The sequence below is a fragment of the Labrys sp. HAY1-8F genome (assembly GCF_056754975.1).
The window spans coordinates 5,069,015-5,091,807 of sequence record NZ_JBPGWZ010000002.1 but is presented as its reverse complement, the minus strand read 5'-3'; the positions used below and the strand labels follow the sequence as shown (position 1 = coordinate 5,091,807).

Below are 22,793 nucleotides of genomic sequence, written 5' to 3'. Positions count from 1 at the left end.
GGGCGGTCTTTTGAAGGGCGATCTCAGGAGCTGATCACCCCCCTCAGGCGGGAAATGCTTCATGCCCCATTAACGTTAGCTTTCGGACAAATCAGTAAACAATCGGTTAGCGGCGCTTCAGCTTTGCCGCTTTAGGCTCTGGGGCGGCTCAGAAATCGACACCATGCCCGATCCGACATGACGCAAGGTCACTCTGCCTGCCATATCAAGCAGAGTTTCCCCGCAAGGCCACAGGACGGATTTCGCCGGGAAACGCTGCAAATAGCTGATATTTTACAAATTCCTCTCGATCGTACGATGAGAGGAATTTGCTTAAGGTCAGGCAGGCAGCCCAACGCGCTTGATTTCCCAGTCGAGCTCGATGCCCGAACGGTCCTTCACGCGCTCGCGGACGGTCTCGCCCAGCGTCTCGATGTCTGCGGAGGAAGCAGTGCCGAGATTGACCAGGAAATTGGTATGCATCGGCGAGACCTGGGCTCCGCCGATGGTCAGCCCGCGGCAACCGGCCTCATCAACCAGCTTCCAGGCCGAATGGCCGGGCGGGTTCTTGAACGTGGAACCGCCGGTGCGGGTATTGACCGGCTGGGACGAGGAACGTGTCTCGGTGATCTTCTGCATCTCCGCCAGGATCGCCTCGCGATCCCCCGGCTCGCCGCGGAAAGTCGCTTGCGTGAACACGACATCGGCTGGCACGCTGCAGCGCCGATAGCTGAAGCCCATGGCGGGAGCATCATAAAGCGCGATGGAGCCATCGCGGCGGACAGCGCGCGCCGAGACGAAGACATCCTTGGTCTCGCCGCCATAGGCGCCGCCATTCATGCGCAAAGCGCCGCCGATCGCGCCGGGAATGCCGCGGAGGAAGGACAGACCCCGGATCCCCGCTTCCGCCGCCGCGCGCGCCACCTTGACGTCGGGGGCGCCTGCTCCGGCCGTGATGGCCAGACCGTCGACGGCAATGCCGCCGAAGCCCTTGCCGAGACGGATGACCACGCCCTCAACGCCACCGTCACGCACCAGAAGATTGGAGCCCAGACCGACCACCATCCAGGGGGTTTGCGCGGGCAATCCGGCCATGAACAGCGCCAGATCCTCCTCGTCCACCGGCGTGAACAGCACCTGGGCCGAGCCGCCGGTGCGGAACCAGGAGAGCGGTGCCATCGGCGCATTGGCGTCCAGCGCACCGCGCAATCCCGGCATCAGCGGGCGCAGCGAGGGGATGATGTCGGGAAGGGGCATGGTATCCGAAAAGATCTTGGTCTGATCAGTGGGTTGGCAAGGGCGCTTTATTGCCTACATTCGCCCAAAAGCCCAGCGATTCTGCTAAGCGGATTCCGTTTGGAGAGCTCGTACCTTGCCCCATCCGTCCGCTTCTCTTGAAGAGCGCCTGCGCACCATCGTCCGCGAGGATGAGAACCTCATGGCCTTTCTCGTCGCCGCCCGGATGCTGCGGCTGCCGCAATGGCGGCTGGCTGCGGGCTGCGTCTATCAGACCGTGTGGAACAGTCTGAGCGGGAAACCCGCAGGCACCGGCATCAAGGACTATGACCTCATCTATTTCGATGCCGACGATGTGAGCTGGGAGGCCGAGGATGCCGTGATCCGGCGCTCCGATACCGTTCTCGGCGGTCGCTGGCCGGTCGAGATCCGCAATCAGGCCCGGGTCCATCTATGGTTCGAGCGGCGTTTTGGCCTGCCCTATCCGCGGCTCAATTCGGCCGACGAGGCCTTCGGGCATTATGCCGCCGTCGTGCATGCGGTCGGTGTCCGGCTGGAGGAGGACGATACGATCGACATCGCCGCTCCCTTCGGCCTCGATGATGTTTTCGGCATGATCATCCGCCCCAATCCGGGACGCCGCGACGACAAGGGCCTGGCCGCAAAGGCGGCACGCGCAAAGGCGATCTGGCCGCAATTACGCCTGGTGGATCTGCAACCATGACGCCCAGACTGGACTATGCGCAGGCCTTGCGGGCAACGAAGCTGCTCGAGCTGTTGCACGCCTATGATCCCCATATCGCGGGCACACCGCCTCTCGGCGTCGACCTGCCCACCAGCGATATCGACATCCTCTGCCACGCCCCGGACACCCTCGCCTTCACCCGGACGGTCTGGGAGACTCTTGCCGGAGCGCCGGCCTTCTCCATCCATCAATGGATCGGTGGCGGGCGCCCGGTGATCGCCACCTTTACGGCAGAGGGCTGGTGCTTCGAGATCTTCGCCTCTCCGCAGCCCGTGGCCGAACAGGCTGGCTGGCGCCATTTCGTGGCGGAGCGGCGGCTGCTCACGCTGGGAGGAGCGCTTTTTCGCAGCCGCGTCATGCATCATCGCGAGGCGGGCCTGAAGACCGAACCCGCCTTCGCCGCGGCACTGGGCCTGAAACGCGATCCCTATCAGGCCCTTCTCGATCTGGAGCGGCAAAAGGACGGCCATCTCGAGGCGCTCCTCGCCGCCGCCGGCTGCCTGCCCCCATCAGCGCAAAGGGAGTGAACCCGGAGGACGTTTGCGCGCCGGGTCCGCTTTACGCCTTGATATGCTTCAAGGCTTCACGCCGGCTGAGGCCGCTGAGCTCGGGGTGCTCCTCGACATAGCGGGCAACCTCCACGGGATCGACGCGGGCATGGTGCCTGAGAGCCCAGCCGATCGCCTTGCGCAGGAAGAACTCCCTGGAGGCGATCGAGGGCGCGATGCAGGCATAGAGGAGTTCGAGATCCGTCTCCACCTTGGCGTCGAGCTGGCAGAGGATCGCGCTCCGGCGCTTCCACATATTGGCGTCGACGGACCAGGCGAGCATGGCCTGGCGCATTGCCGCGCCGTCATTGCGCAGGATCGGTAGCAGGCGATGCGCGGCGATGACATCGACATAGTCCCACCAGGCACCGGTGACGATCATCTCCTCATACATCGGCAGGACTTCGAAGCGCTGGAACGACCTGGCAGCACGCAGGCCGGTCAGTTCGATGGCGGCGTAGCGTTCCTCGCGGAAACGAGCGCCACGCCAGATGGCGAGAACCTCCGCCTGCCAATGCCCGACGCTCTCAAACCGAAGATCGGCGAATACGGCCTTGCAGATCTGCCTCAGCGGCACGGCGGAAACGCCCAGATAGGGCATCGTCGATTTCATATAGGCTTGCATGCCCGCAGCCCGCGCCGGGTCTGCCGCAACCGCCAGACGTGCGTGGATCGTCTCGGCGAGGCTCATGCCCTCCTCCTACTAAGCGGAGTTTTCCGATGAGGCGCGAAACGCTTTGGCCTACCCCAGCGCCGCCAGTTCGCCAGGCAGCGCATAGGCCCATTGGGTGATGTTGCCGGCCCCCAGACACACGACATAGTCACCGGGCTTGGCCACCGACGCGACCAGGCCGGCGAGCGAGCCGGGGCGATCGAGCCCGACGACATGGCGGTGACCCCGAGCGCGGATGCCGGCAACGAGGCCTTCCTTGTCTGCCCCCGGGATCGGCGCCTCGCCGGCCGCATAGACATCGGCGACCACGACCATATCGGCATCGTTGAAACAGGCCGAGAACTCGTTGAACAGGCTCGCCAGGCGGCTGTAGCGATGCGGCTGCACCACCGCGATCACCTGGCCGGTGGTCGAGGCCCGCGCCGCCTTGAGCACGGCCGAGATTTCCACGGGGTGGTGGCCGTAATCGTCGAACACCGTAACGCCGTTCCACTCCCCGGTGCGGGTGAAACGCCGCTTCACGCCGCCGAAACCTTCCAGGCCCTTGCGGATCGCCTCGGCATCCATGCCGAGATTGTGGGCGACAGCGATGGCAGCCGTGGCATTGAGGGCATTGTGCCCGCCCGGCATGGGCAGGCCGAGATCGGGTAGCTCCACTACCGCGCCGGTCTTGCGGTCGCGAATGACGACCCGGAAACGCGAACGTCCACCCGAAAGATCGAGATCCAGCAGGCGCACATCGGCCTGCGGGTTCTCGCCATAGGTGACGACGCGGCGATCCTCGATGGTGCCGACCAGCTCCTGCACCACCGGATGGTCGAGGCACATCACGGCAAAGCCATAGAAGGGAATGTTCTCGACGAAGGCCCGGAAGGCATCCTTGATGGCCTCGAAGGTCTTGAAATGATCGAGATGCTCGGGATCGATATTGGTGACGATGGCGACGTCGGTCGGCAGCTTGAGGAAGGTGCCGTCGCTTTCGTCGGCTTCCACCACCATCCAATCGCTCGAGCCCAGCCGCGCATTGGTGCCGTAGGCGTTGATGATGCCGCCATTGATCACGGTGGGATCGAAACCGCCAGCATCAAGGAGCGTCGCTACCAGCGAGGTCGTGGTGGTTTTGCCATGCGTGCCGGCAACCGAGACACAGGTCTTCAGCCGCATCAGTTCGGCCAGCATTTCGGCGCGCCGCACCACCGGCAGGCGCTTTTCGCGCGCGGCGGCAAGTTCGGGATTGTCGCGCTTGATTGCGGTGGAGACCACGACCACCTCGGCCTCGCCGATATTCTCGGCGGCGTGGCCGATGAAGGTCTTCACGCCCTTATCCTTCAGGCGCTTGACGTTGTAATTGTCGGCCGCGTCCGAGCCCTGCACCGTGTAGCCCAGATTGACCAGCACTTCGGCGATGCCGGACATACCGATGCCGCCGATGCCGACAAAGTGGATGGGGCCAATTTCACGGGGCAGCTTCATGAGATCTCTCGAAAAGATGGGATTTGGCTTCGTATAGGGGTGCGGAGGCTAGGAGGCAAATCTTCATCGGAGCCGGATCAGGGAGACCCATTGCCGCCGCTTTGACCTGTCCCGGATATTCGGTCGATTAGACTGTCCTGCACGGCATCCGTTCGATTACATAGGTAAAATCAGGAGGCGCTTCGGTATCGTCCGGCAGCAAGGGAGGCGCATATGCAGCCATTGTCCCGAAATTCCATTTTCTACATTCTGTTCGTGACAATCGAAACGGCTCTCGCCTCTTTCTTATTCTGGATAATTTTTCCGATATTTCGAAATTTGATTAACAACATGGGTAAGGAGCAGGATTTCCAGCCGTGGATTGGGGTGATTATTGTCGGGGACACCTTCGCCCTTCTATGTTTCTATTGGGCAAGATATCGTTTTTTCCCTATCTATACACCGTTCCACAGTGCAGTCGTCGGCCACCTCCTCCAATTTACCAGCCGCGCCAGCTTTTTCATTGGCGGCGCGCTCTTCTCGGTAATTTTCTTCAGGCACGTGCCTGAACTCGATCCGCTCCCGCCCATCGGCCAGATTCTGGTGAAGGGATTTATCGTCATGAGCGTTCTCTTCGCCTTGTTCTGCTATTCGCTCGAACTCGAGCGACTGGGAAAGGCAATCGAGGTGCCCCCCCAAGCCTGACAAAGTGGGAAGAGCCGATATCGCGTGCAAAGAGATAGCGGAGGGCGCTGAGACCGGCGTCACGTCTGGCGCTCATCTCGTGTCCGCGCCATTCTTGTCTATGTCGCTCGATCGCCGGGGCACAGATGCAGGCCACGACAAGGCCGTCAGGCAAAGCGTGCAGGCGATCGCAAACAGCACTTGGCCGATGCGCGTGGCAAAGCTTTCCACCGTACTGCCGGGCAGCGGCGACACACCCAGTCCCAGCAGCACGAGAAAGATGATCAGCGCGCCGGCATAGATCCTACCGGATGTGGGATCGGCGGCCGCCCTGCCGCCGAACAGCAAGCCGACCGTGAGGACGATCAGAAACAGGAAGGGCAGTTCCGGACGTAATTCCAACAGGGCAAAAGCGACGGAGGCGACGATGCCACCGAGCAGATTGACGGCAACCAGGCCGAAGGCCGCGCGACCGCTGGCAGCAAGGTCGAGCTGGTTGAGAAGCGAAGCCACCGTGATCGGTACGACCACCGCCGATGAAAACCGGTCGCTGACGAGGCAGACCGTCACCATGACCAGCAGGATCAACGCGTTCGCCAAGGCCCGCATGGTCGCCTGGCTCGATGGCGGAGAGACCGGCGTTGGGGGTATCTTGCCGCCCGTGTCGGGAAAGGCGGCGTGGGCGAGCCATGTGAGGACGACGCCGGCCACGGCGGCTTTCAGCAGGATGACAACGATGCCCTCGCCGAGGTCCTTTTGCAGGACGCCGAGCAGGGGCACCATCACCGCGAGAATCAAGACCAGGAATGCCGCCTGCCCCCCCTTGCCCAGTACCAGTAGCAGGAAGCAGAAAAAGTAGATCAGGCCGAGCGAGATCAGCAGCGCGGCCGGCTTGTCACCGAAAATGCCTGTCAGCCACACCATGGCCAAGCCGCAGACGGCAATCAGCACGACGAAGCCGACGGCCTGCCGCAGTCCGAGCGGCTTCAGGCCACCGATCAGGAATTGCGTCGCCAACATCGGAGCGAGGAAAGGCAAGGGAGAGCCTTCCGCCGTGCTCATCGTGAAACCGATGGCGACCGCGAAAGCGATGCGTAGGCCTTGACGCTTTGCCCGCGACAGCCCCGGATTCTCCTCAGCTGACATAGGTCAGCGCCGAGACCAGGCGGATCCAGAATCGGCCGACAGCGTTCATCGCCGGGTTTTCGCCGGTGTAGACCACGACACTAACCTGCGAGCCGTAGCGGATGCCGCGCGGCGGGCTATCCTTGAACACCAGTCGCACCGGGAAGCGCTGAGGCTCGCGCACCCAACCACTCTGGTTGCGGATGGTCGGCAGCCCCGTGGCGGGGTCGATGCTGCCCTGGGAAACGCCCCAGCCGATACTCTCGACACGCATGGCGAAAACGGTGCCGGGTAGAGAATCCAGCACGACCTCGGCGTCATTGCCCGGCGCCATATATTCCAGACTGTTTTCCTTGTAGGCGGCGGCGACCCATATGCTGTTCGCGTCGATGAAGGTCAAAGCCGCCTGACCCGTGCCGATCACCTGGCCGACGCCGAGCTGGAGATTGGTGACGACGCCGTCCGACGGAGCAATGACGGTGGTATGGAGCAGATTGAGCCGGGCGCGCTCAAGCACGGCAAGTGCTTCCTTGAACTGCGGATTGTCGTTGCCTTGCGGCCCAAGCTGCTCGCGCGCTTTGGCGAGGTCTGCTTCGGCGCCCGTTACGGTCGCTTCCGAAACGCCAAGGGCCGAATTGGCTTCGTCAAGCTTGGCCCGTGCATAGATGCCTCGTTGCACCAGGATCCTCGCTCGCTCCACCTGGGCTCGTACATTCTCGCGATCGGCCTGTACCTTCACCAGCTTGGCCTGGGCGGATTCCACTTCCTGAGTGGAAGCGCCGATTGTCAGGCCGATCCGTTCGAGACCCGCCTGCGCCTCCGCGACGGCGATCTCATAGGGCTTCGGATCGATACGAAACAGCACCTGCCCGGCAGCGATGCGGGCATTGTCGCCGACGCCGACTTCCAGCACCCTGCCCCCGACCTCTGACGCCATCCGCACCACATAGGCCTGAACCGCGGCCTGCGAGGAGATGGGGGTCAACCGCTCCATCGCCACCGAAAGCGCGAACACAACGATGACGATCAGGACCGTCACGAGCGCCGTGCGCCGCAGCGGGTTCCTCGGCGGTGGCGCCGGATCGGTGATAGCCGGCGCATCGGGACGGGCGGCCTCGTTCATCAATGGGCTCCGGTCACCGCAGCGATGACACCGAGATCGCGGAAGCTCGAGATCATCAACTGGACGGCAAGCGCCGCCAGCAACAGGCCGACAACCTTGCCGACAACCACCATGGCGCCGCCGCCGCCCTTCTTCAGCAGCTTGTCAGCCGAAAGCAGGATGGCAAGATTGATGCCCATGATGACGAGGACCATCACCGCAACGGTGATCAGTTCGCCGATGCTGTCCTTGGTGGCGACGACAGTGGTGATCGCCACCAAACCCTGGGGCGTCGCCATCATCGGAATGGCAAGCGGATATACAGCGATGTCGGCGGAGGGCAGAGCATCGCCATCTTCCGCCTTCTTCTCGCTTCCCATCACCATGTCGAGGGCAAAGAGCAGCAGGATCAGGCCGCCTGCGATCTTCAGCGCCGGAAGCGTAATATGGAAGACACCGAGCAGCCATTGCCCCGCGAAGACGAAAACGAGGCAAACGATGGCGGCCACCAGCACGGTCTTGAAGGCCACCTGGCGCTTGAACGCCGCATCGGCCTTGCCCGTGAGCTTGGCATAGACGATGGCCGCCTTGAGCGGTCCGATCGTAATCAGCAGGATGACGAAAATATCGGCTAGCCCAATATCGGTGCTCATCGCCCCCCCAATCGCAGGCGCTTCGCCAAGTGCGGTATTGTTGCCCGCGAGAATACAACTTGCGCTTGCATTGCAAGGATATCAAGCGCCTCCGACCCGGGAGGCAATCGCTTTGGGTTATCGCGTGATGAAGACTGGAACGAGAGGCCCGCACTCCCGAAAACTCTCAAGCCCCGGACGAACGACAATTTGAAGCGATTACCCTGAAGTGGGTGTCCGGTCCCGGATGAGATGCCGTAGATCGATTTTAAACTATGGAGGATCTGGGGCTCATGTCGTGTACAAGCCCGCCAGCGCCCGCGAAACGAATAGGCCCGGAGCGCCTCAGCCCCGGCTTTCTCCACCACCTGCAGGTTCGCAAAGCCGGTCCGAGGACCCGCCCTCCCGTCACATCGCCGCCAGCTTGACCACCCAGTCGGCGAGGCGGCCGGCTGCGTCAGGAATACCGGCGTCCCGTGCATTGACGGCCATTGCCTGCAGCCCCACCGGATCGCCGAGGAGTGCCGTGAGATCGGCAGCAAGGGTCTCGGCAGTGAAGTCCGGTTGCATCACCATCCGGGCACCGTTGACATTGGCGAGCGTACGAGCATTGGCGGCCTGGTCCTGATCGAGGGCTCCCGGCAGCGGCACGAGGATCGACGGACGGCCGATGACCGAGAGCTCGGCGACGGTCGAGGCGCCGGAGCGGCTGATCACGAGATGGGCCCCCGCGATGCGGGCGGGCAGGTCACGAAAGAAGTCGCTGACCTCGGCGGTGACGCCGAGACCCGCATAGGTACCGCGCACGGCGGCAAGATCCTCCTGGCGCGCCTGCTGCACGATCCTGAGCCGACGGCGCAATTGTTCGTCCAGCCGCGCGATCGCCGGCGGCACGATCGACGACATCACCGCCGCGCCCTGGCTGCCGCCGAAGACCAGCAGGTTGATCGGCCCATCCAGGTCGGGATAGGGAACCTTGGCTGCTTCCATCACAGCCGGCCGCACCGGGTTGCCGGTATGGACCAGCTTCGATTTCGGCACATCGTCCATCATCGCCACATCGGCAAAGCCGGTGGCGATGCGCGTCACCTTTGGCGCCAGCATGCGGTTGGCCCGGCCCATCACCGCATTGGCTTCATGGATCATGGTCGGGATCTTGCGCCAGGCCGCCGCCGTCAGCGGCGGCAGGGTCGGATAACCGCCAAAGCCGCAGACGACAGCCGGCCGCAGCCGGCCCAGCATGCGCCAGGCTGCCAGCGTACCGGTGCCGAGTTGCCAGAGCGTATTGGCCATGGCGAGCGGCGAACGCGAACGCACGGTCTCGGACGGGATGACATGAATGTCCTCCCAGGCGAAGGTACCGGTATAGCGTTCTACCCGTTCGTCGGTGGCAAGATGGGGGCGGAAGCCGAGTGGCACGAGCGCACCCGCCAACGCTTCGGCCGGAAACAGATGGCCGCCGGTACCACCGGCGCAGAGCAGGACGATCTTGCCGCTCACGATGACAATCCGATGCCGGCTGCGGCCTGAGCCCTGCGGTCGCGGAAGCTGAAGGCGCTTTCAAGCATGTCGGTGCGCGGACGGCGGCGGGTGAGAGCCAGCACCATGCCCATGCCATAGGCCACCGAGATCAGCGAGGAGCCGCCATAGGAGATGAAGGGCAGCGTCATGCCCTTGGCGGGCATCATATGGAGATTGACCATCAGATTGATCGAGGACTGCATTCCGAACAGCAGAGTGAGGCCGGCGGTGGCGAAGCGGCAGAAGGGATCTTCGACCTTGTAGGCATGCCAGAAGCCGCGCAGCACGATGAGGGCGAACATCGCCACCACTGCCATGACGAAAAGAAGGCCGAACTCCTCGCCGGTTACCGCCATGATGAAATCGGTGTGGGAATCCGGCAGGATCAGCTTGTAGGTGCCCTCGCCCGGCCCCTTGCCGAGCCAGCCGCCTGAAAGGAAGGCATCGCGCGCCACGTCGACCTGGAAAGTGTCGGTGCCCTCGGGCTTGAGGAAGCGATCGATACGCGAGGTCACGTGCGGGATGAACTGATAGGCCGCCACGATGCCGACGACACCGACGCCGCCGAGCCCCACCATCCAGAACCAGTGCAGCCCGGCCATGAAGAACAGCGCGCCCCAGACGATGGAGATCAGCATGGTCTGACCGAAGTCGGGCTGCAGGATGAGCAGTCCCGCCGAGCAGGCCAGCAGCAGCATGGCGAGGATATTGGCGGGAACGTCCGGCCGCTTGACGTTTTCGGAGAACAGCCAGGCCGCCAGTACGACGAAGGCCGGCTTGAGGAATTCGGAGGGCTGGATGCCTGCGATCCAGCGCCTGGAGCCCTTCACCTCGGCGCCGAACAGCAGCGTCGCCACCACCAAGGCTGTGGCGAACAAAAACATCACCAACGCCAGCCGGCGGATCGACTGCGGCGACAGGAAGGACACCCCGATCATCACCATCAGCGCCACCGGGATCATCATCGCCTGGCGGTTGACGAAGTGAAACATATCGGAGATGCCGATGCGCTCGGCGACGGCGGGGCTCGCCGCCAGCAGGAGCACGATACCGGTCAGCATCAGGGCCAGGATCGTCATCAGCATCAGCCGATCGACGGTCCACCACCAGGCATTGAAGGCTGAACGTTCGGTACGCGAGGCCATGAACAGGGAGTCCGTCAGCTGAGGCAGGATCGCCCTAGCAGTGCTCCCGACAGGGTTTAGGAAGGGTTAAATGCGAAGGCTTTACCGCGCTTTTGCCGGCAATGCCCCTGGACCACCGATTGAACAGCCGCCCCCAGCCGCTCGGAGCGATCGGCACCGATCCGCGCCTTGGCCCTCTTCTATTGTCGCGCCTGGCCTCGGAGCTGCCTGCGGTCGAGCCCCGCCACCACATCCTCGACGATCCCCTGCAACTCAGCCCGGCCGATACCGTCCCGCGCCTGGATCGAAATCCCCTGCATGACGGCCGCCAGATGTCTTGCCAGGCCCGGGATCGTCCCGGCGTCGGCGAAGGGCCGGAGCGCCTCAGCGATCTTGGCTCGGATGGCGTCGCGCCGTGCCGCGAGATCGCGGGCCAGTGTGGCATGGTCAGGATGGCAGGTGATCATCCCGCTGGAGATCATGCAGCCACGCTCGCGATCGGGATGGGTGACGGCCCCGACCGCCGCCTCCAGCAGCAGGCGCACGGCCTGTGGCAGGCCGCTCGCCTCCGCGACAGCGGCGAAATCGAGTAAGCCGATGCTGCCCTCATAGCGGGCGAGCGCCTCCTGATAAAGCCCGGTCTTGCTGCCGAAGGCGGCGTAGAGGCTGGGTGGTGCGATCCCGATCGCCTTGGTGAGATCCCCGATCGACACACCCTCATAGCCGTGGCGCCAGAACAGCCGCATAGCCGTCTCGACGGCCTGCTCCCGATCGAAGCTCCAGGGCCGCCCGCCACGTGATTTCGAACCATGTTCCATATCGAGCACTAAACAACATCTTGACAGGCGGCGTCAAGCAAGTTGAATAGCGATCGATAAATAACATGGAAGAAAGCAATGGATTCTTCGAAGCGCCTTTTCCTGGGTGCTGCAGCCGCCCTCACCGCTCTCGCCATCGAATCGGGACTGACAGGTTCCGCATCGGGCGCGACCGGCAAGAAACAACCGAATGCCGCCGCGAAGGCCGGCCGATCCGGCTCAGGGCGTGAGAGCTTCATCGTCCCTTCGGCCGATGGCACGCTGCTCGCCGGCGAGGCACAGGGCGATCCGGCAACGCCCGAGATCCTGTTCATCCATGGCCTGCGCCAGAGCCGGCTCAGCTGGGACAAGCAGTTTGCCGATCCGGCACTGGACGGCTTCCGGCTGGTGCGTTTCGATCTGCGCGGCCATGGCGATTCCGACAAGCCAGCCTCGCCCGACGCCTATTCCGATGCCGATCGTTGGGCGGATGACGTTGCCGCGGTGATCGCGGCCACGAAGCTGCGCCGCCCCATCCTGGTGGGCTGGTCGCTGGGAGGCCATGTTGCCGGCACCTATCTGCGCAAATATGGCGGCTCGCGGATCGCGGGGATCAACCTGGTCGATGCCGTCACCAAGCTGTCGCCGGATCTGCTCACTCCGCTCGCGGTCAGCTTCGCCAAGACGGCGATCTCACACGATCTCGGCGAACGGACCGCCGCGACGGCCGACTTTCTCGCCGCCTGTTTTCACAAGCCGCTCACCGGCATCGAGCTGCAGCGCATGCTGGTGGTCAACGGCATGACCGGGCGGGCGGTGAACGAGGGCTTCGTGAAGATCGCCACCCCCGATCTCGAACCGGTGTTCCAGGCCTATCCCGGCCCGATCCTGCTGACGCATGGCATTCATGACCGGCTGGTGCGCCTGGCGATGTCCGAACGGATCAAGGCCCTTCATCCTGATAGCCGGCTCTCGGTCTACGCCGATAGCGGCCATAGCCCCTTCTATGAGGAGCCGGCACGGTTCGGACGGGAACTCGCGGCCTTTACGACCGCGTCGACAAGAGGCTGATGCCGCGTGGAGCCGGTTCGATCCGGCAAGCAGATCCTGCCGGCTCCCGCACATTCCGCAGCAAGACCATCGCCCGCCGCGGAAAGACACGCTCAACTGTCCGATTTCAGCTTTCCTGCAACGGCCCAGGCATCCTTCGGGACCTCGGTGATGATGATCTCGACGGCTTCCGGCGGACAAACCAGGGTCTCGACGACAGCTTTGGTCGCCGCCTGCACGAAATCGCGCTTTTGTTCGAGTGTACGTCCGGGATGCATTTCCAGTCGCAGGATAGGCATGGTCACTTCCTCATGAAAAGGTCCGATAGCGGGCCTCCCGCAATGTTCTCCAAACCCGGTTGCTGATAAATAGCCATCTGAGCATTTCATTCAGAACCATATGGATTGCAATCATGGACAAGCTCGCCGGCATGGCCATGTTCGTCAGGGTGGTGGAAGAAGGCAGCTTCGCCGCCGCGGCGGAGACCAGCCGGGTATCGGCGACCATGGTCGCCAAGCATGTCCGCCTGATCGAGCAGCGCCTGGGAGCCCGACTGCTTCACCGCACCACGCGCCGCCACCAGCTCACGGAAGTCGGCAGGCTCTATTACGAACGCTGCAAGACGGCACTGGCCGAGGTGGCCCTGGCCGAAGCGAGCGCCTCCGAATTGCAGGCCAGTCCGCGTGGGCGTCTGCGCTTGGCCGCGCCGGTGAGTTTCGGCAGCGAAAGCCTGGTGCCGGCCCTGATCGACTATCTGCAGCGCAATCTCGACGTCACCGTCGATCTCATGCTCGACAACCGCACCCCGGACCTGATCGGTGAGGGCTGCGATCTCGGCATTCATATCGGCGATCTCACGGATGAAAACCTGGTGGCCCGTCCGCTGAAGCCCTATCGCCGAATCCTGGCGGCCGCGCCGTTTTACCTGGATGTGCACGGGCGGCCAGACCATCCGCGTGAGCTCTGCGATCATGATTGCCTCGGCCATGCCTATTGGCGCACGCAGGGCATCTGGCATCTCGTCGGCCCGCACGGCGAAACCTGCACCGTAAATGTCGGGGGCCGCTTCACCACCAATCAGGGATCGGCGCTGCGCGTGGCGGCGCTCCATGGCGCAGGCATCGTTTTGCAGCCCGAACTGTTGTTGATCAACGATATCGACGCCGGCCGGCTCGATCCCGTGCTGCCGCTATGGTCCTATCGTCCCACACCGATGCACCTCGTCTACGCCCCGGATCGGCGGCCGACGGCCATGCTGCGCAGTGCCATCGACTTTCTGGTGGCCCGCTTCGGCTGATCGAGATGCCGTCAGGCCTTTCCGACACCCGGCAGGGACAGCACGGCCCGGGAGAAGGCCTTGCCCCGTTCTTCGAAATTGCGGAACTGGTCGAAGGAAGCGCAGGCTGGGGAAAGCAGCACCACGGCCTCCTCGAGGCCGGAAGCCGCCGCGTCGGCAGACGCCAGAGGCACCGCCTTCTCGATCGTCTCCGCCCGCACATAGGGCACCCGCCCTTCCAGTGTCGCAGCGAACTCCTCCGTCGCCTCGCCGATCAGATAGGCTTTGCGGATCTTGGGAAAATACTCGGTCAGGGCCTCGATGCCGCCGGTCTTGGGCTTGCCGCCGGCGATCCAATACAGGGTCGGGAAGGATGACAGGGCCTTGGCCGTGGCATCGGCATTGGTGGCCTTGGAATCGTTGACGAACAGCACAGGCCCAAGCCGGCCGACCTGTTCCATGCGGTGGGCGAGGCCCGGGAAGCTGCGCATGCCGGCCTGGATCTGATCCAGTGTCAGCCCGCCGGCCCGGGCAGCAGCCAGCGCAGCACAGGCATTCTGGGCATTATGCGCGCCGCGCAGGGAGCCGATGCCGGCGAGGCTGGCGACTTCGGCCGCCCTGCCCGCTTCGGCCGAAAGCAACCTGTCGCCAACGGCGTAGACGCCGTCGCTCAATGGCCGCTCCACCGAGATGCGGATGGGCCTGCCGCCCTGGCGCTCGATCTCGTCGGCAACAGCAGCGCACCAGACATCGTCGACGCCGACAACTGGCGTGCGGGCGCCTTCGACGAGGCGCGCCTTCACGGCGGCATAATGTTCCAGCGTGCCGTGGCGGTCGAGATGATCCTCAGTGACGTTGAGCAGGATAGCGACGGAGGGATCGATGCTCGGTGCCAGATCGATCTGGTAGGAGGAGCACTCGACGACATGGACCTTGTCGAGCGACGGCGGATCCAGCGACAGGATCGCCGTGCCGATATTGCCGCCGAGCTGTACGTCGTGGCCGGCTGCGGCGAAAAGGTGGGCGATCAGTGCCGTGGTCGTGGATTTGCCGTTGGTGCCAGTGATGGCGATGAAGGGCGAGCCCGGCGCCCTCGCCCGGCGCTCGCGGACGAAGAGTTCGATATCGCCGATCACCTCCACCCCATGTGCAGCGGCCAGCTTGACCGACCAATGCGGCTCGGGGTGGGTGAGCGGTACCCCGGGCGACAGGACCAGCGCGGCGACGGAGGACCAGTCGATCTCATTGAGGTCGCGGACGTCGAGCCCCTTGTCGCCAGCGGCCTTGCGTCCGGCTTCGCCATCGTCCCAGACGATGGGCCTGGCGCCACCGGCGGCGAGAGCTTCGGCAGTCACCAGGCCCGACCCGCCTAGGCCGAACACGGCAACAGCACGGTCGCCGAAGGAAGTGATCGGGATCATGACGATCTTTCGTCCTATCTGAGCTTGAGCGTGGCAAGCCCGAGCAGAGCCAGCACCACCGCGATGATCCAGAAGCGGATCACGACCTGCGGTTCCTTCCAGCCAAGCTGTTCGAAATGGTGATGGATCGGCGCCATCTTGAACACGCGCTTGCCGGTATAACGGAACGACAGTACCTGGATGATCACCGACAGGGTCTCAGCCACGAACAGGCCGCCCACGACCAGCAGCACGATCTCATGCTTGGTGGCCACGGCGATCGAGCCCAGCATGCCGCCGAGCGCGAGCGAACCGGTATCGCCCATGAAGATCTGGGCCGGCGGCGCATTGAACCAGAGGAAGCCGAGCCCCGCCCCGATCATCGCGCCGCAGATCACCGCGAGTTCGCCGGTGCCGGGTACGAAGTGAAGCTGCAGGTAATTGGCGAAATTCGCGTTGCCGACGAGATAGGCGATGACACCGAAGGTACCGGCGGCCACCATCACCGGCACGATGGCAAGCCCGTCCAGGCCGTCCGTCAGATTCACGGCATTGCCGAAGCCTACGATGATGAAGGCGCCAAAGACCACAAAGAAATAGGAGAGGTTGATCAAGAGTTCCTTGAAGAAGGGAAAGGCGACCGAGGTCGCCTGCGAGATCGGCGCTCCGCTGCCCCACAGGAAGCCGAGGAAGCGCGCCCCGCCCGCCTGCGCCATCAGGATCACGGCGACGCCGGCGATCAGGAATTCCAGAGACAGGCGCGCCCGGCCGGAAAAGCCCTTATGGCTTTGCTTGGTCACCTTGAGATAGTCGTCATAGAAGCCGATGGCGCCAAAGCCGAGCGTTACCAGCAGCACGGCCCAGACATAGACATTGGCGAGGTTGCCCCACAGCAGCGTCGATACGCCCAGCCCCGACAGGATCATCAGCCCGCCCATGGTCGGCGTGCCGCGCTTGGACAGATGCGATTGCGGGCCGTCGTCGCGGATCGGCTGGCCCTTGCCCTGCTTCACGCGCAGCCAGGAGATCGTCCAAGGCCCGAAGAAGAACACGAACAAAAGTGCCGTGAAGATAGCCCCACCGGTCCGGAAGGTGATGTAGCGGAACAGGTTGAGGAGCTCTAAATGTTCGCTGAAGCGGCTCAGCAGATAGAACATGGAAATCCTTTCAACCTCAGAGCATTTTTTGAAAAAATGCGTCGAAACAATAGAGCAGCCTGCGAAAGGCTTGATTCTTCCTGGAGCGCGGACATCCTGTCCGTTCTTCCTAGCTCGCTAACCACGGCGTTTCCAAGAGCGGACAGGATGTCCGCGCTCCGAAGGATGGCCATCACCCGGCCCTCGCGGCGATTGCCTCGCGGGCGACGTCATGATCGGAGAAGGGCAGCACCGTCTTGCCGACGATCTGGCCTGGTTCGTGTCCCTTGCCGGCGATCAGCAGCACATCCCCGCGCCCCAGCTCCGCAATCGCTGTCTCGATCGCCAGGCGCCGGTCACCGATTTCGATCGCGCCTGGCGCCGCCGCCATGATCGCCGCGCGGATCGTGGCGGGATCCTCGCTGCGGGGATTGTCATCTGTGACGATGACCTTGTCGGCCAGCCGAGTGGCGATCTCACCCATGATCGGGCGTTTGCCGGCATCACGATCGCCGCCGCAGCCGAAGATCACCACCAGCTTGCCCTGCACGAAGGGACGCAAGGCCTCCAGCGCCTTTTCGAGCGCATCGGGCTTATGGGCATAGTCGACGAGCACCGGTGCCCCCTCGACGGTGCCGACAAGGTCGAGGCGTCCCTTGGCACCCTGAAGGTGCTCGAGAGCAGCGAAGACGGCATCCGGCTCCCCGCCGGTCAGGAGGCACAGGCCGGCGGCGACGAGAGCATTCTCCACCTGGAAGCGCCCCGCGAGCGGCAGCCGCACCCGATAGGCCCGGCCCCGATAGTCGAGTTCCAGATGCTGGATGAAGCCTTCGATCTCAACCGATTTCAGGCGGATGCCTTCACCCGCCTCGCCGACACCGAGAACATGCAGGCCCTTCCGGCGCGCCGCGGCCAATACGGCGGCGGCCTCGGCATGGTCGGCCGCCACAACCGCCCCGGCGCTATCGGGCAGGAGATCGCGGAACAGGCGCAGCTTCGCCTCGAGATAGGCCTCGAAGCTCGCATGATAGTCGAGATGATCGCGCGAAAGATTGGTGAAGCCGCCGGCTGCCAGGCGCACGCCATCAAGCCGGAACTGGTCGAGGCCGTGCGAGGAAGCCTCCATGGCGAGATGGGTGATGCCCCTGCCCGCCAGTTCGTCGATCAGACGGTGCAGCTCGACCGGATCCGGCGTGGTGAGGGATCCATAGGTCTCGCCCCAGGGCGCCACGACGCCAACGGTGCCGATGGACGCCGATTGATACCCTGATATCGCCCAGATCTGGCGAACGAAGGCAGCGACCGAGGTCTTGCCACTGGTACCGGTGACGGCAATGATGGTTGCAGGTTGGCGGTCATAGAAGGCCGCCGCAATCTCGCTCAGCGCCTTGCGGGCATTGCCGACCTTGATCTGGGCGACTGACGCAGGCACGTCGAGCGGGGCTTCGGAGACAACAGCCACCGCACCGGCGGCAATGGCCTGCGGGACATAGGCAGCGCCATCGCTCTTCGTACCGGGAATGGCAACGAAGACGAAACCCGGCTTCACGGCGCGGGAATCGGCGGTGACGCCCGCAACCTCGAGCGCACGGGCATCGGCGGCCAGGGAGCCTTCGGAAACGATGTCGGCGAGGCGTTTGGTCATGAATGTCCTGGTTTTCGACGATTCGGAATCGGCGGCTTTATTAGAGTGCCTAAGAGCAATGGCAATGCAGTTTCAATGGCCGATCGATGCATCCCGGCCATGCATTGCCGCAAACTGCAATGGGCGGGTCGTCGGACCCGCCCATTGGATGACCTTATCGGGCCGCCAGCCAGGCCATGCTCTGGTTCAACTGGTCCCTCGGGGCGTTGAGCGGCGGAACCGGATTGGGAACCTCCATGAAGCGGGGTTTGACGCCGAGGAGCGGGCCGACGCGCTCCAGGATCTTGCCGGTGGTGACGCCGGCGTTCCAGGCAGCCGTGGAATATCCATAGGTCTCGGGCAGGCCCTTGGGCTCGTCGTAGAGAACGGTGATCAGATATTTCGGCTTGTCGAAGGGAAACACCGCCATGAAGGTGGTGAAGTTCAGGTTCTTGTTGTAGCGCCCGCCGATCAGCTTTTCGGCCGTGCCGGTCTTGCCGCCAACCTGATAGCCGAAAATGTCGACCTTCTTGGCCGAGCCATTGGTGGCGTTGAGGCGCATGATGTAGCGCATCACGTCGGAGGTGTGGGGCTTGAGCACCGGCTTGGACAGGGCCAGAGCCTCGTCCTCGTCGCGCTTGATGAAGGTCGGCTTCATCAGATGGCCGCCGTTCATCATTGCGCCAACCGCCATGACGGCCTGCAGGGGTGCAACGGTGATGCCTTGGCCAAAGGCAATGGTGGCGGAGTTCAGAGTGCCCCAGCGACGCGGCAGGATCGGCGCGGCATTTTCGGGCAGCTCCGTCACCAGGCGATCGAGCTGACCCATCTGACGCAGGAAGGCCTGGTGGGCAGGCACGCCCAGGCCGAGCGCCATGCGGATGACGCCGATATTCGACGAATAGGTGAACACCTCCGGCAGGCTCAGCATACGGCGCTGCGGATGGTAGTCGCGGATGGTCCAACGCCCGATGGTGACGCTGCCGGCCCGGGCATCCAGCATGGAATTGGTGGTGAACCGGCCCGATTCGATCGCCATGGCCAGGGTCAGCGCCTTGAAGGTCGAACCCATTTCATAGGTGCCGACATTGATACGGTTGATCCTGTTGGGATCGAGGGCATCGGCCGGATTGTTGGGATCGAAGTCCGGCAATGACACCAGTGAGATCATCTCGCCGGTGGTCACGTCCATGATGACGCCGCCCGCTGCCTTGGCCTTGAAATGCTCCATGCCGGCGATGAGCTCGTCACGCATCACCGCCTGGGCGCGCAGGTCGATCGAGGTCTGCACCGGCTTCATCGCGTCGGAGGTCGAGGCATAGCCGAGCGCCTGCAGCTCGGAGAGCCCGCGCTTGTTGTCGATGTATTTCTCCAGGCCGGCGATGCCCTGGTTGTCGATGTTCACCGCGCCCAAGACGTGACTCACCGTCGGCCCGTTAGGGTAGATGCGTTTGTTTTCGTTGATGAAGCCTATGCCGGGCAGGCCGAGCGCATAAATGCGATTGCGCTGTTCTGGCGTGATCTCGCGCTTGAGCCAGATGAAGCCCTTGCCCGAGGCAAGCTTGGTCCTGAGCTCACGTGCGTCGAGCTCGGGCATCTGCGCGGTCAGCAACTCGGTCGCCTCGTCGACGTCGATGATCTTCTTCGGCTCGGCGTAGAGCGAGGGCACCTGCACGTCCGTGGCCAGGATGCGGCCGTTGCGGTCGAGGATATCCGGGCGAGCCGCCGCCAACTGGTCGGCCGCCGAGCGACGTGCGTCATATTGCTGGTCGGGAGCGGTGCCGAACTGGGTGAGCCGCGCCATGATCGCCATATAGATGCAGACGAAGCCCACCACGATCAGCACGATGCGCCCGCCGCTCTTTTCGAGCTTGGAAAGGCGCCGGCGCGGCGTCTTGGCGGGGCTGGCGGCGTCCGAGCCCGTCCCGGCTTCGGGCGCTGATGCGTTGGCCTGGTTGTCCACGATGGTCCCGTCGCTCATGTTCCCCTCACTCATGGGGTCGATCCTGTGACTTGCGGCGCCCCGGCCAGGCCGAGTCCTTCGAGTTTTTCGGCAATCAAATCGCCTTCGCGCGCCTTCTCGGGCAGATCGGTGGCATCGACGGATTGGACGACCTTCATCGGCACGAGGTCGAGATGGCGCTTGGCCAGGGCGCCGATACGGTCGGGCTGACTCATGAAGGCCCATTCGGCTTTGAGTGATTCGATGGCGCGACGTTCGGTCTCGATGGCCCGGCGCAGCTTGGCGACCTTCTCGGCCTGCAAGGTCGATTCATATTTGATCGAGTAGACGCCGATGGCGGAAGCCACCAGCAGACCGACCAGGATGAGATTGAGAATGCGGGTCAACGGCCTCTCCCGGATTGAAGACTCACCTCAGGCAATCCGAGGAAACTGGTGCCGGTGTCACGAGCGGGGGCTTCGCTGCGGATGGCGAAGCGCAGCTTGGCGGAGCGGGCGCGGGGATTGAGCTCGGCTTCCGCCTCGCTCGCAGCCAGCGCTCCCCGATGGGTCTGAACGAAGGTCGGTGGCGGTACCGCCACCACGGGCTGATGGCGCGAACCGCCGGCCTGGCTGCGGGTGCGGTCGGTGAAGAAGGCCTTGACGATACGATCTTCGAGCGAATGGAAGGTCACCACCACCAGGCGTCCGCCGGGCTTGAGTGCCCGCTCGGCGGCCAGCAGGGCCCGGCCGAGTTCGTCGAGCTCGCCATTGACGGCAATGCGCAGGGCCTGGAAGGCACGCGTCGCCGGATGAATGTCGCCGGGCTTGGAGCGGATCACCCGGCCGCACAGATCCGCCAGTTGCATGGTGGTGAGGAACGGCTCCTTCTGCCGATCGGTGACGATGGCGCGCGCCAGTGCACGCGCGCGGCGCTCCTCGCCCAGCACCTGGAAGATGCGGGCCAGCACCTCTTCGGGAAGCTCCGCCACGAGATCGGCGGCGGTCGGCCCGGCATGCGAGCCTTCACGCGACATGCGCATGTCGAGCGGCCCGTCGCGGCGAAAGGAAAAGCCGCGCTCGGCCTCGTCGAGCTGCATCGAGGACACCCCGATATCCAGCACCACCCCGTCGACGCCGCCCTCACCCAGCATGGGCGCGAGCTTGTCGAGATGGGAAAAACGGTCCTCGACCAAAGTGAGGCGTCCCTGCATCTCGGAAACCAGGGCCATGCCGTCGGTGATGGCGTTGCGATCGCGATCGACGGCGAGCACCTGCACATCGGGCGCGGCCGCCAGAACTGCGCGCGTATAGCCCCCTGCCCCGAACGTGCCGTCGATGAAGCGCTCGCCCGCCTTCGGCTCGAGCGCCTTCAGCACCTCGGCGAGCATCACCGGCACATGCCGGGCGGCATCGTTGGCGGGAGCGGAGGAAGCGGACATCGAACTCTCAAAGGCAGGAATTACAGGCGGAAGCGGCCCGCAAATCGGGCAGATTTCTCCTATCCCATTAACGCCCATGAAAGGTTAATGAAGGGTTCGTGGGGACAGCTCCATTCCTTGAAAATTCCGTTACGTCACCACTTCGATAAGAACTCGAGATCCTGCCATTGCTCCCTGCCTCTTTCGCACTGCCGCAAAGGCGGGCACTATCGGCGCCGAACCGTTTCGACGGTGTGGAGATTCGCAGCCAATGCCCCGACCCGCCAAAGCGCTCTATTGCGCTGCAGCCTTGACACTCGCCATGCCCGTCCCGGGTGCTTCGGCCGAGGAGAGTCTTGCCAATCTCGATGCCGGCGGGCTGGTCATCGAGCCGGCGGACCAGCTCGAATTGAAGGCGGAGGACATCTTCCTCTCGGCCAAGCAGGTCCGGGCTGCCTATCGTTTCCTCAACAAAGCCGGCCAGGACCTGACGCTGACAGTCGCCTTCCCCCTTCCGGAGGTGACCGGCGAAACGGACCTGGATTTAGCCATTCCCAACGCGGCTTCGCCGAACTTCCTCGATGTCCAGGCCAAGGCGGCCGGCAAATCGGTCGAGGCGAGCGTGGAACAACATGCCTTCTTCACGCCGGACGGCGGCAAGGAGAGCGAAATCACCGATCTGCTCAAGAGCCTGAACGTACCATTGCTGCCCGCCGTCGCCTCCACCGCCGAGGCTCTCAAGCGCTTGAGCAACGAGGACCTTACCAAGCTGAGTACGCCGGGCTATATCGCCCGGGCTGGCGAAAACTGGGTCCCGCTCTGGACCTTGCGTTCCAGGATCGTTCGCCAGCAGGTTTTGCCAGCTGGCAAGGAGATCATCCTGCAATACAGCTACACGCCGAGCATCGGTTCGGCGGCCGGCCTCTATTTCGACCGCGCCAACCTGACCGGCGAGTCGTTGACGCAATATCAGAAGAAATATTGCGTCAATGAGGGCTTCCTGCGTGCGGCCGACGCCTTGACCAAGCGCCTGACGGCAGCCAAGCCACAGGCAGGCGAGACCGCGAAGACGCCCAAAACCCGGCAGACCTATTTTGGCTACACCTTCGTCGGCAATGGCCGCTGGTCCGGCCCTGCCGGCCGGTTCGGCCTGGTGATCGACAAGGCCTTTCCCGACAACCTGGTCTCCTTCTGCGCAGAAGGCGCCAAAAAGGTCAGCAGCACCCGCTACGAGCTCAAGCGCAACAATTACGCGCCGGACCGCAATATCGACATCCTGATTCTCGATAAGAACGTCGCACCATAAACGTTATACAGATCACGATTT

22 protein-coding genes are annotated in these 22,793 nt (G+C 63.7%); 6 read left to right on the top strand and 16 right to left on the bottom strand.

Annotated elements, in window-relative coordinates; genetic code table 11:
- Nucleotides 1–318: 318 nt before the first annotated feature.
- Nucleotides 319–1,236 (bottom strand): UDP-N-acetylmuramate dehydrogenase, encoded by a 918-nt coding sequence (murB, locus tag ACR9ZN_RS32645; RefSeq protein WP_481274180.1) that lies wholly within the window; start codon nucleotides 1,234–1,236, stop codon nucleotides 319–321.
- 115 nt (nucleotides 1,237–1,351) lie between these two features.
- Between murB and ACR9ZN_RS32640 the strand changes: the two genes are divergently transcribed.
- Both ACR9ZN_RS32640 and ACR9ZN_RS32635 read left to right on the top strand, forming a co-directional pair.
- A complete protein-coding gene (locus ACR9ZN_RS32640) occupies nucleotides 1,352–1,939 on the top strand; it encodes a nucleotidyltransferase family protein (RefSeq protein WP_481274179.1) in 588 nt (195 codons plus the stop codon).
- On the top strand, nucleotides 1,936–2,487 hold the full coding sequence (locus tag ACR9ZN_RS32635; RefSeq protein WP_441773993.1) for a DUF4269 domain-containing protein: 552 nt from the start codon (nucleotides 1,936–1,938) through the stop codon (nucleotides 2,485–2,487). Before ACR9ZN_RS32640 ends, ACR9ZN_RS32635 begins: the two co-directional genes overlap by 4 nt.
- 31 nt (nucleotides 2,488–2,518) lie before the next feature.
- Here the strand turns inward: ACR9ZN_RS32635 and ACR9ZN_RS32630 are convergent, their stop codons facing one another.
- On the bottom strand, nucleotides 2,519–3,199 hold the full coding sequence (locus ACR9ZN_RS32630) for a DNA alkylation repair protein (RefSeq protein ID WP_454813392.1): 681 nt from the start codon (nucleotides 3,197–3,199) through the stop codon (nucleotides 2,519–2,521).
- Nucleotides 3,200–3,250: 51 nt separating this feature from the next.
- Complete coding sequence (murC, locus tag ACR9ZN_RS32625; protein ID WP_434955745.1) at nucleotides 3,251–4,654, bottom strand: UDP-N-acetylmuramate--L-alanine ligase; 1,404 nt, start codon at nucleotides 4,652–4,654, stop codon at nucleotides 3,251–3,253.
- Nucleotides 4,655–4,867: 213 nt separating this feature from the next.
- Between murC and ACR9ZN_RS32620 the strand changes: the two genes are divergently transcribed.
- Nucleotides 4,868–5,338 carry a hypothetical protein gene (locus tag ACR9ZN_RS32620; protein ID WP_454813391.1) on the top strand — a complete coding sequence of 157 codons (471 nt, stop codon included), beginning with the start codon at nucleotides 4,868–4,870 and terminating at the stop codon, nucleotides 5,336–5,338.
- Nucleotides 5,339–5,410: 72 nt separating this feature from the next.
- Here ACR9ZN_RS32620 and ACR9ZN_RS32615 read toward each other — a convergent pair whose 3' ends face one another.
- The 6 genes from ACR9ZN_RS32615 to ACR9ZN_RS32590 all read right to left on the bottom strand — a co-directional run bounded on the left by ACR9ZN_RS32615 (nucleotide 5,411) and on the right by ACR9ZN_RS32590 (nucleotide 11,639).
- On the bottom strand, nucleotides 5,411–6,463 hold the full coding sequence (locus ACR9ZN_RS32615) for a DUF2955 domain-containing protein (protein WP_454813390.1): 1,053 nt from the start codon (nucleotides 6,461–6,463) through the stop codon (nucleotides 5,411–5,413).
- A complete protein-coding gene (locus ACR9ZN_RS32610; protein ID WP_434955742.1) occupies nucleotides 6,453–7,565 on the bottom strand; it encodes an HlyD family secretion protein in 1,113 nt (370 codons plus the stop codon). The genes ACR9ZN_RS32615 and ACR9ZN_RS32610 overlap by 11 nt, the downstream gene beginning before the upstream one ends.
- Nucleotides 7,565–8,197, bottom strand: coding sequence for a MarC family protein (locus tag ACR9ZN_RS32605; protein ID WP_441773996.1), 633 nt, complete (start codon nucleotides 8,195–8,197; stop codon nucleotides 7,565–7,567). The genes ACR9ZN_RS32610 and ACR9ZN_RS32605 overlap by 1 nt, the downstream gene beginning before the upstream one ends.
- 387 nt (nucleotides 8,198–8,584) lie before the next feature.
- Nucleotides 8,585–9,679 (bottom strand): undecaprenyldiphospho-muramoylpentapeptide beta-N-acetylglucosaminyltransferase, encoded by a 1,095-nt coding sequence (gene murG / locus ACR9ZN_RS32600; RefSeq protein WP_441774038.1) that lies wholly within the window; start codon nucleotides 9,677–9,679, stop codon nucleotides 8,585–8,587.
- Nucleotides 9,673–10,842: an FtsW/RodA/SpoVE family cell cycle protein gene (locus tag ACR9ZN_RS32595; protein ID WP_149251433.1), complete on the bottom strand. Its 1,170-nt coding sequence runs from the start codon at nucleotides 10,840–10,842 to the stop codon at nucleotides 9,673–9,675. The genes murG and ACR9ZN_RS32595 overlap by 7 nt, the downstream gene beginning before the upstream one ends.
- Before the next feature lie 179 nt (nucleotides 10,843–11,021).
- Nucleotides 11,022–11,639: a TetR/AcrR family transcriptional regulator gene (locus ACR9ZN_RS32590; protein WP_454816727.1), complete on the bottom strand. Its 618-nt coding sequence runs from the start codon at nucleotides 11,637–11,639 to the stop codon at nucleotides 11,022–11,024.
- A 78-nt stretch (nucleotides 11,640–11,717) separates the two neighbouring features.
- Here ACR9ZN_RS32590 and ACR9ZN_RS32585 point away from each other — a divergent pair, with 78 nt between their 5' ends.
- A complete protein-coding gene (locus ACR9ZN_RS32585) occupies nucleotides 11,718–12,689 on the top strand; it encodes an alpha/beta fold hydrolase (protein ID WP_481274178.1) in 972 nt (323 codons plus the stop codon).
- Nucleotides 12,690–12,781: 92 nt separating this feature from the next.
- Here ACR9ZN_RS32585 and ACR9ZN_RS32580 read toward each other — a convergent pair whose 3' ends face one another.
- The gene (locus tag ACR9ZN_RS32580) at nucleotides 12,782–12,967 is read right to left on the bottom strand and encodes a 4-oxalocrotonate tautomerase (RefSeq protein WP_434955739.1); all 186 of its coding nucleotides are present in this window, start codon (nucleotides 12,965–12,967) and stop codon (nucleotides 12,782–12,784) included.
- 113 nt (nucleotides 12,968–13,080) lie between these two features.
- Between ACR9ZN_RS32580 and ACR9ZN_RS32575 the strand changes: the two genes are divergently transcribed.
- Nucleotides 13,081–13,965: a LysR family transcriptional regulator gene (locus ACR9ZN_RS32575; protein ID WP_481274177.1), complete on the top strand. Its 885-nt coding sequence runs from the start codon at nucleotides 13,081–13,083 to the stop codon at nucleotides 13,963–13,965.
- Nucleotides 13,966–13,976: 11 nt separating this feature from the next.
- Here the strand turns inward: ACR9ZN_RS32575 and murD are convergent, their stop codons facing one another.
- The 6 genes from murD to rsmH form a co-directional block, all read right to left on the bottom strand.
- A complete protein-coding gene (murD, locus tag ACR9ZN_RS32570; protein ID WP_481274176.1) occupies nucleotides 13,977–15,365 on the bottom strand; it encodes a UDP-N-acetylmuramoyl-L-alanine--D-glutamate ligase in 1,389 nt (462 codons plus the stop codon).
- A 14-nt stretch (nucleotides 15,366–15,379) separates the two neighbouring features.
- Nucleotides 15,380–16,501, bottom strand: a complete 1,122-nt coding sequence (gene mraY, locus ACR9ZN_RS32565; protein WP_454813386.1) for a phospho-N-acetylmuramoyl-pentapeptide-transferase — start codon at nucleotides 16,499–16,501, stop codon at nucleotides 15,380–15,382.
- A 172-nt stretch (nucleotides 16,502–16,673) separates the two neighbouring features.
- Nucleotides 16,674–18,125, bottom strand: a complete 1,452-nt coding sequence (locus tag ACR9ZN_RS32560) for a UDP-N-acetylmuramoyl-L-alanyl-D-glutamate--2,6-diaminopimelate ligase (protein WP_481274175.1) — start codon at nucleotides 18,123–18,125, stop codon at nucleotides 16,674–16,676.
- Between the two features lie 154 nt (nucleotides 18,126–18,279).
- Nucleotides 18,280–20,085, bottom strand: coding sequence for a peptidoglycan D,D-transpeptidase FtsI family protein (locus ACR9ZN_RS32555; RefSeq protein WP_434955734.1), 1,806 nt, complete (start codon nucleotides 20,083–20,085; stop codon nucleotides 18,280–18,282).
- 11 nt (nucleotides 20,086–20,096) lie between these two features.
- Nucleotides 20,097–20,453 carry a cell division protein FtsL gene (ftsL, locus tag ACR9ZN_RS32550; RefSeq protein ID WP_434955733.1) on the bottom strand — a complete coding sequence of 119 codons (357 nt, stop codon included), beginning with the start codon at nucleotides 20,451–20,453 and terminating at the stop codon, nucleotides 20,097–20,099.
- Nucleotides 20,450–21,487 (bottom strand): 16S rRNA (cytosine(1402)-N(4))-methyltransferase RsmH, encoded by a 1,038-nt coding sequence (gene rsmH / locus ACR9ZN_RS32545; RefSeq protein WP_441774003.1) that lies wholly within the window; start codon nucleotides 21,485–21,487, stop codon nucleotides 20,450–20,452. The genes ftsL and rsmH overlap by 4 nt, the downstream gene beginning before the upstream one ends.
- A gap of 250 nt (nucleotides 21,488–21,737) precedes the next feature.
- On the opposite strand from rsmH, the gene ACR9ZN_RS32540 reads away from it, so the two are divergent.
- On the top strand, nucleotides 21,738–22,772 hold the full coding sequence (locus ACR9ZN_RS32540; protein ID WP_454813383.1) for a DUF4424 family protein: 1,035 nt from the start codon (nucleotides 21,738–21,740) through the stop codon (nucleotides 22,770–22,772).
- The last annotated feature ends 21 nt before the right edge of the window (nucleotides 22,773–22,793 follow it).

Coding starts and splice junctions, on each gene's coding strand:
- ACR9ZN_RS32620 (WP_454813391.1), top strand. CDS start 4,868: ATGCAGCCATTGTCCCGAAATTCCATTTTCTACATTCTGTTCGTGACA.
- murB (WP_481274180.1), bottom strand. CDS start 1,236: ATGCCCCTTCCCGACATCATCCCCTCGCTGCGCCCGCTGATGCCGGGA.
- ACR9ZN_RS32635 (WP_441773993.1), top strand. CDS start 1,936: ATGACGCCCAGACTGGACTATGCGCAGGCCTTGCGGGCAACGAAGCTG.
- ACR9ZN_RS32605 (WP_441773996.1), bottom strand. CDS start 8,197: ATGAGCACCGATATTGGGCTAGCCGATATTTTCGTCATCCTGCTGATT.
- mraY (WP_454813386.1), bottom strand. CDS start 16,501: ATGTTCTATCTGCTGAGCCGCTTCAGCGAACATTTAGAGCTCCTCAAC.
- murD (WP_481274176.1), bottom strand. CDS start 15,365: ATGATCCCGATCACTTCCTTCGGCGACCGTGCTGTTGCCGTGTTCGGC.
- ACR9ZN_RS32590 (WP_454816727.1), bottom strand. CDS start 11,639: ATGGAACATGGTTCGAAATCACGTGGCGGGCGGCCCTGGAGCTTCGAT.
- rsmH (WP_441774003.1), bottom strand. CDS start 21,487: ATGTCCGCTTCCTCCGCTCCCGCCAACGATGCCGCCCGGCATGTGCCG.
- ACR9ZN_RS32615 (WP_454813390.1), bottom strand. CDS start 6,463: ATGTCAGCTGAGGAGAATCCGGGGCTGTCGCGGGCAAAGCGTCAAGGC.
- ACR9ZN_RS32555 (WP_434955734.1), bottom strand. CDS start 20,085: ATGAGCGACGGGACCATCGTGGACAACCAGGCCAACGCATCAGCGCCC.
- murC (WP_434955745.1), bottom strand. CDS start 4,654: ATGAAGCTGCCCCGTGAAATTGGCCCCATCCACTTTGTCGGCATCGGC.
- ACR9ZN_RS32540 (WP_454813383.1), top strand. CDS start 21,738: ATGCCCCGACCCGCCAAAGCGCTCTATTGCGCTGCAGCCTTGACACTC.
- ACR9ZN_RS32575 (WP_481274177.1), top strand. CDS start 13,081: ATGGACAAGCTCGCCGGCATGGCCATGTTCGTCAGGGTGGTGGAAGAA.
- ACR9ZN_RS32560 (WP_481274175.1), bottom strand. CDS start 18,125: ATGACCAAACGCCTCGCCGACATCGTTTCCGAAGGCTCCCTGGCCGCC.
- ACR9ZN_RS32610 (WP_434955742.1), bottom strand. CDS start 7,565: ATGAACGAGGCCGCCCGTCCCGATGCGCCGGCTATCACCGATCCGGCG.
- ACR9ZN_RS32580 (WP_434955739.1), bottom strand. CDS start 12,967: ATGCCTATCCTGCGACTGGAAATGCATCCCGGACGTACACTCGAACAA.
- ACR9ZN_RS32630 (WP_454813392.1), bottom strand. CDS start 3,199: ATGAGCCTCGCCGAGACGATCCACGCACGTCTGGCGGTTGCGGCAGAC.
- ACR9ZN_RS32595 (WP_149251433.1), bottom strand. CDS start 10,842: ATGGCCTCGCGTACCGAACGTTCAGCCTTCAATGCCTGGTGGTGGACC.
- ACR9ZN_RS32585 (WP_481274178.1), top strand. CDS start 11,718: ATGGATTCTTCGAAGCGCCTTTTCCTGGGTGCTGCAGCCGCCCTCACC.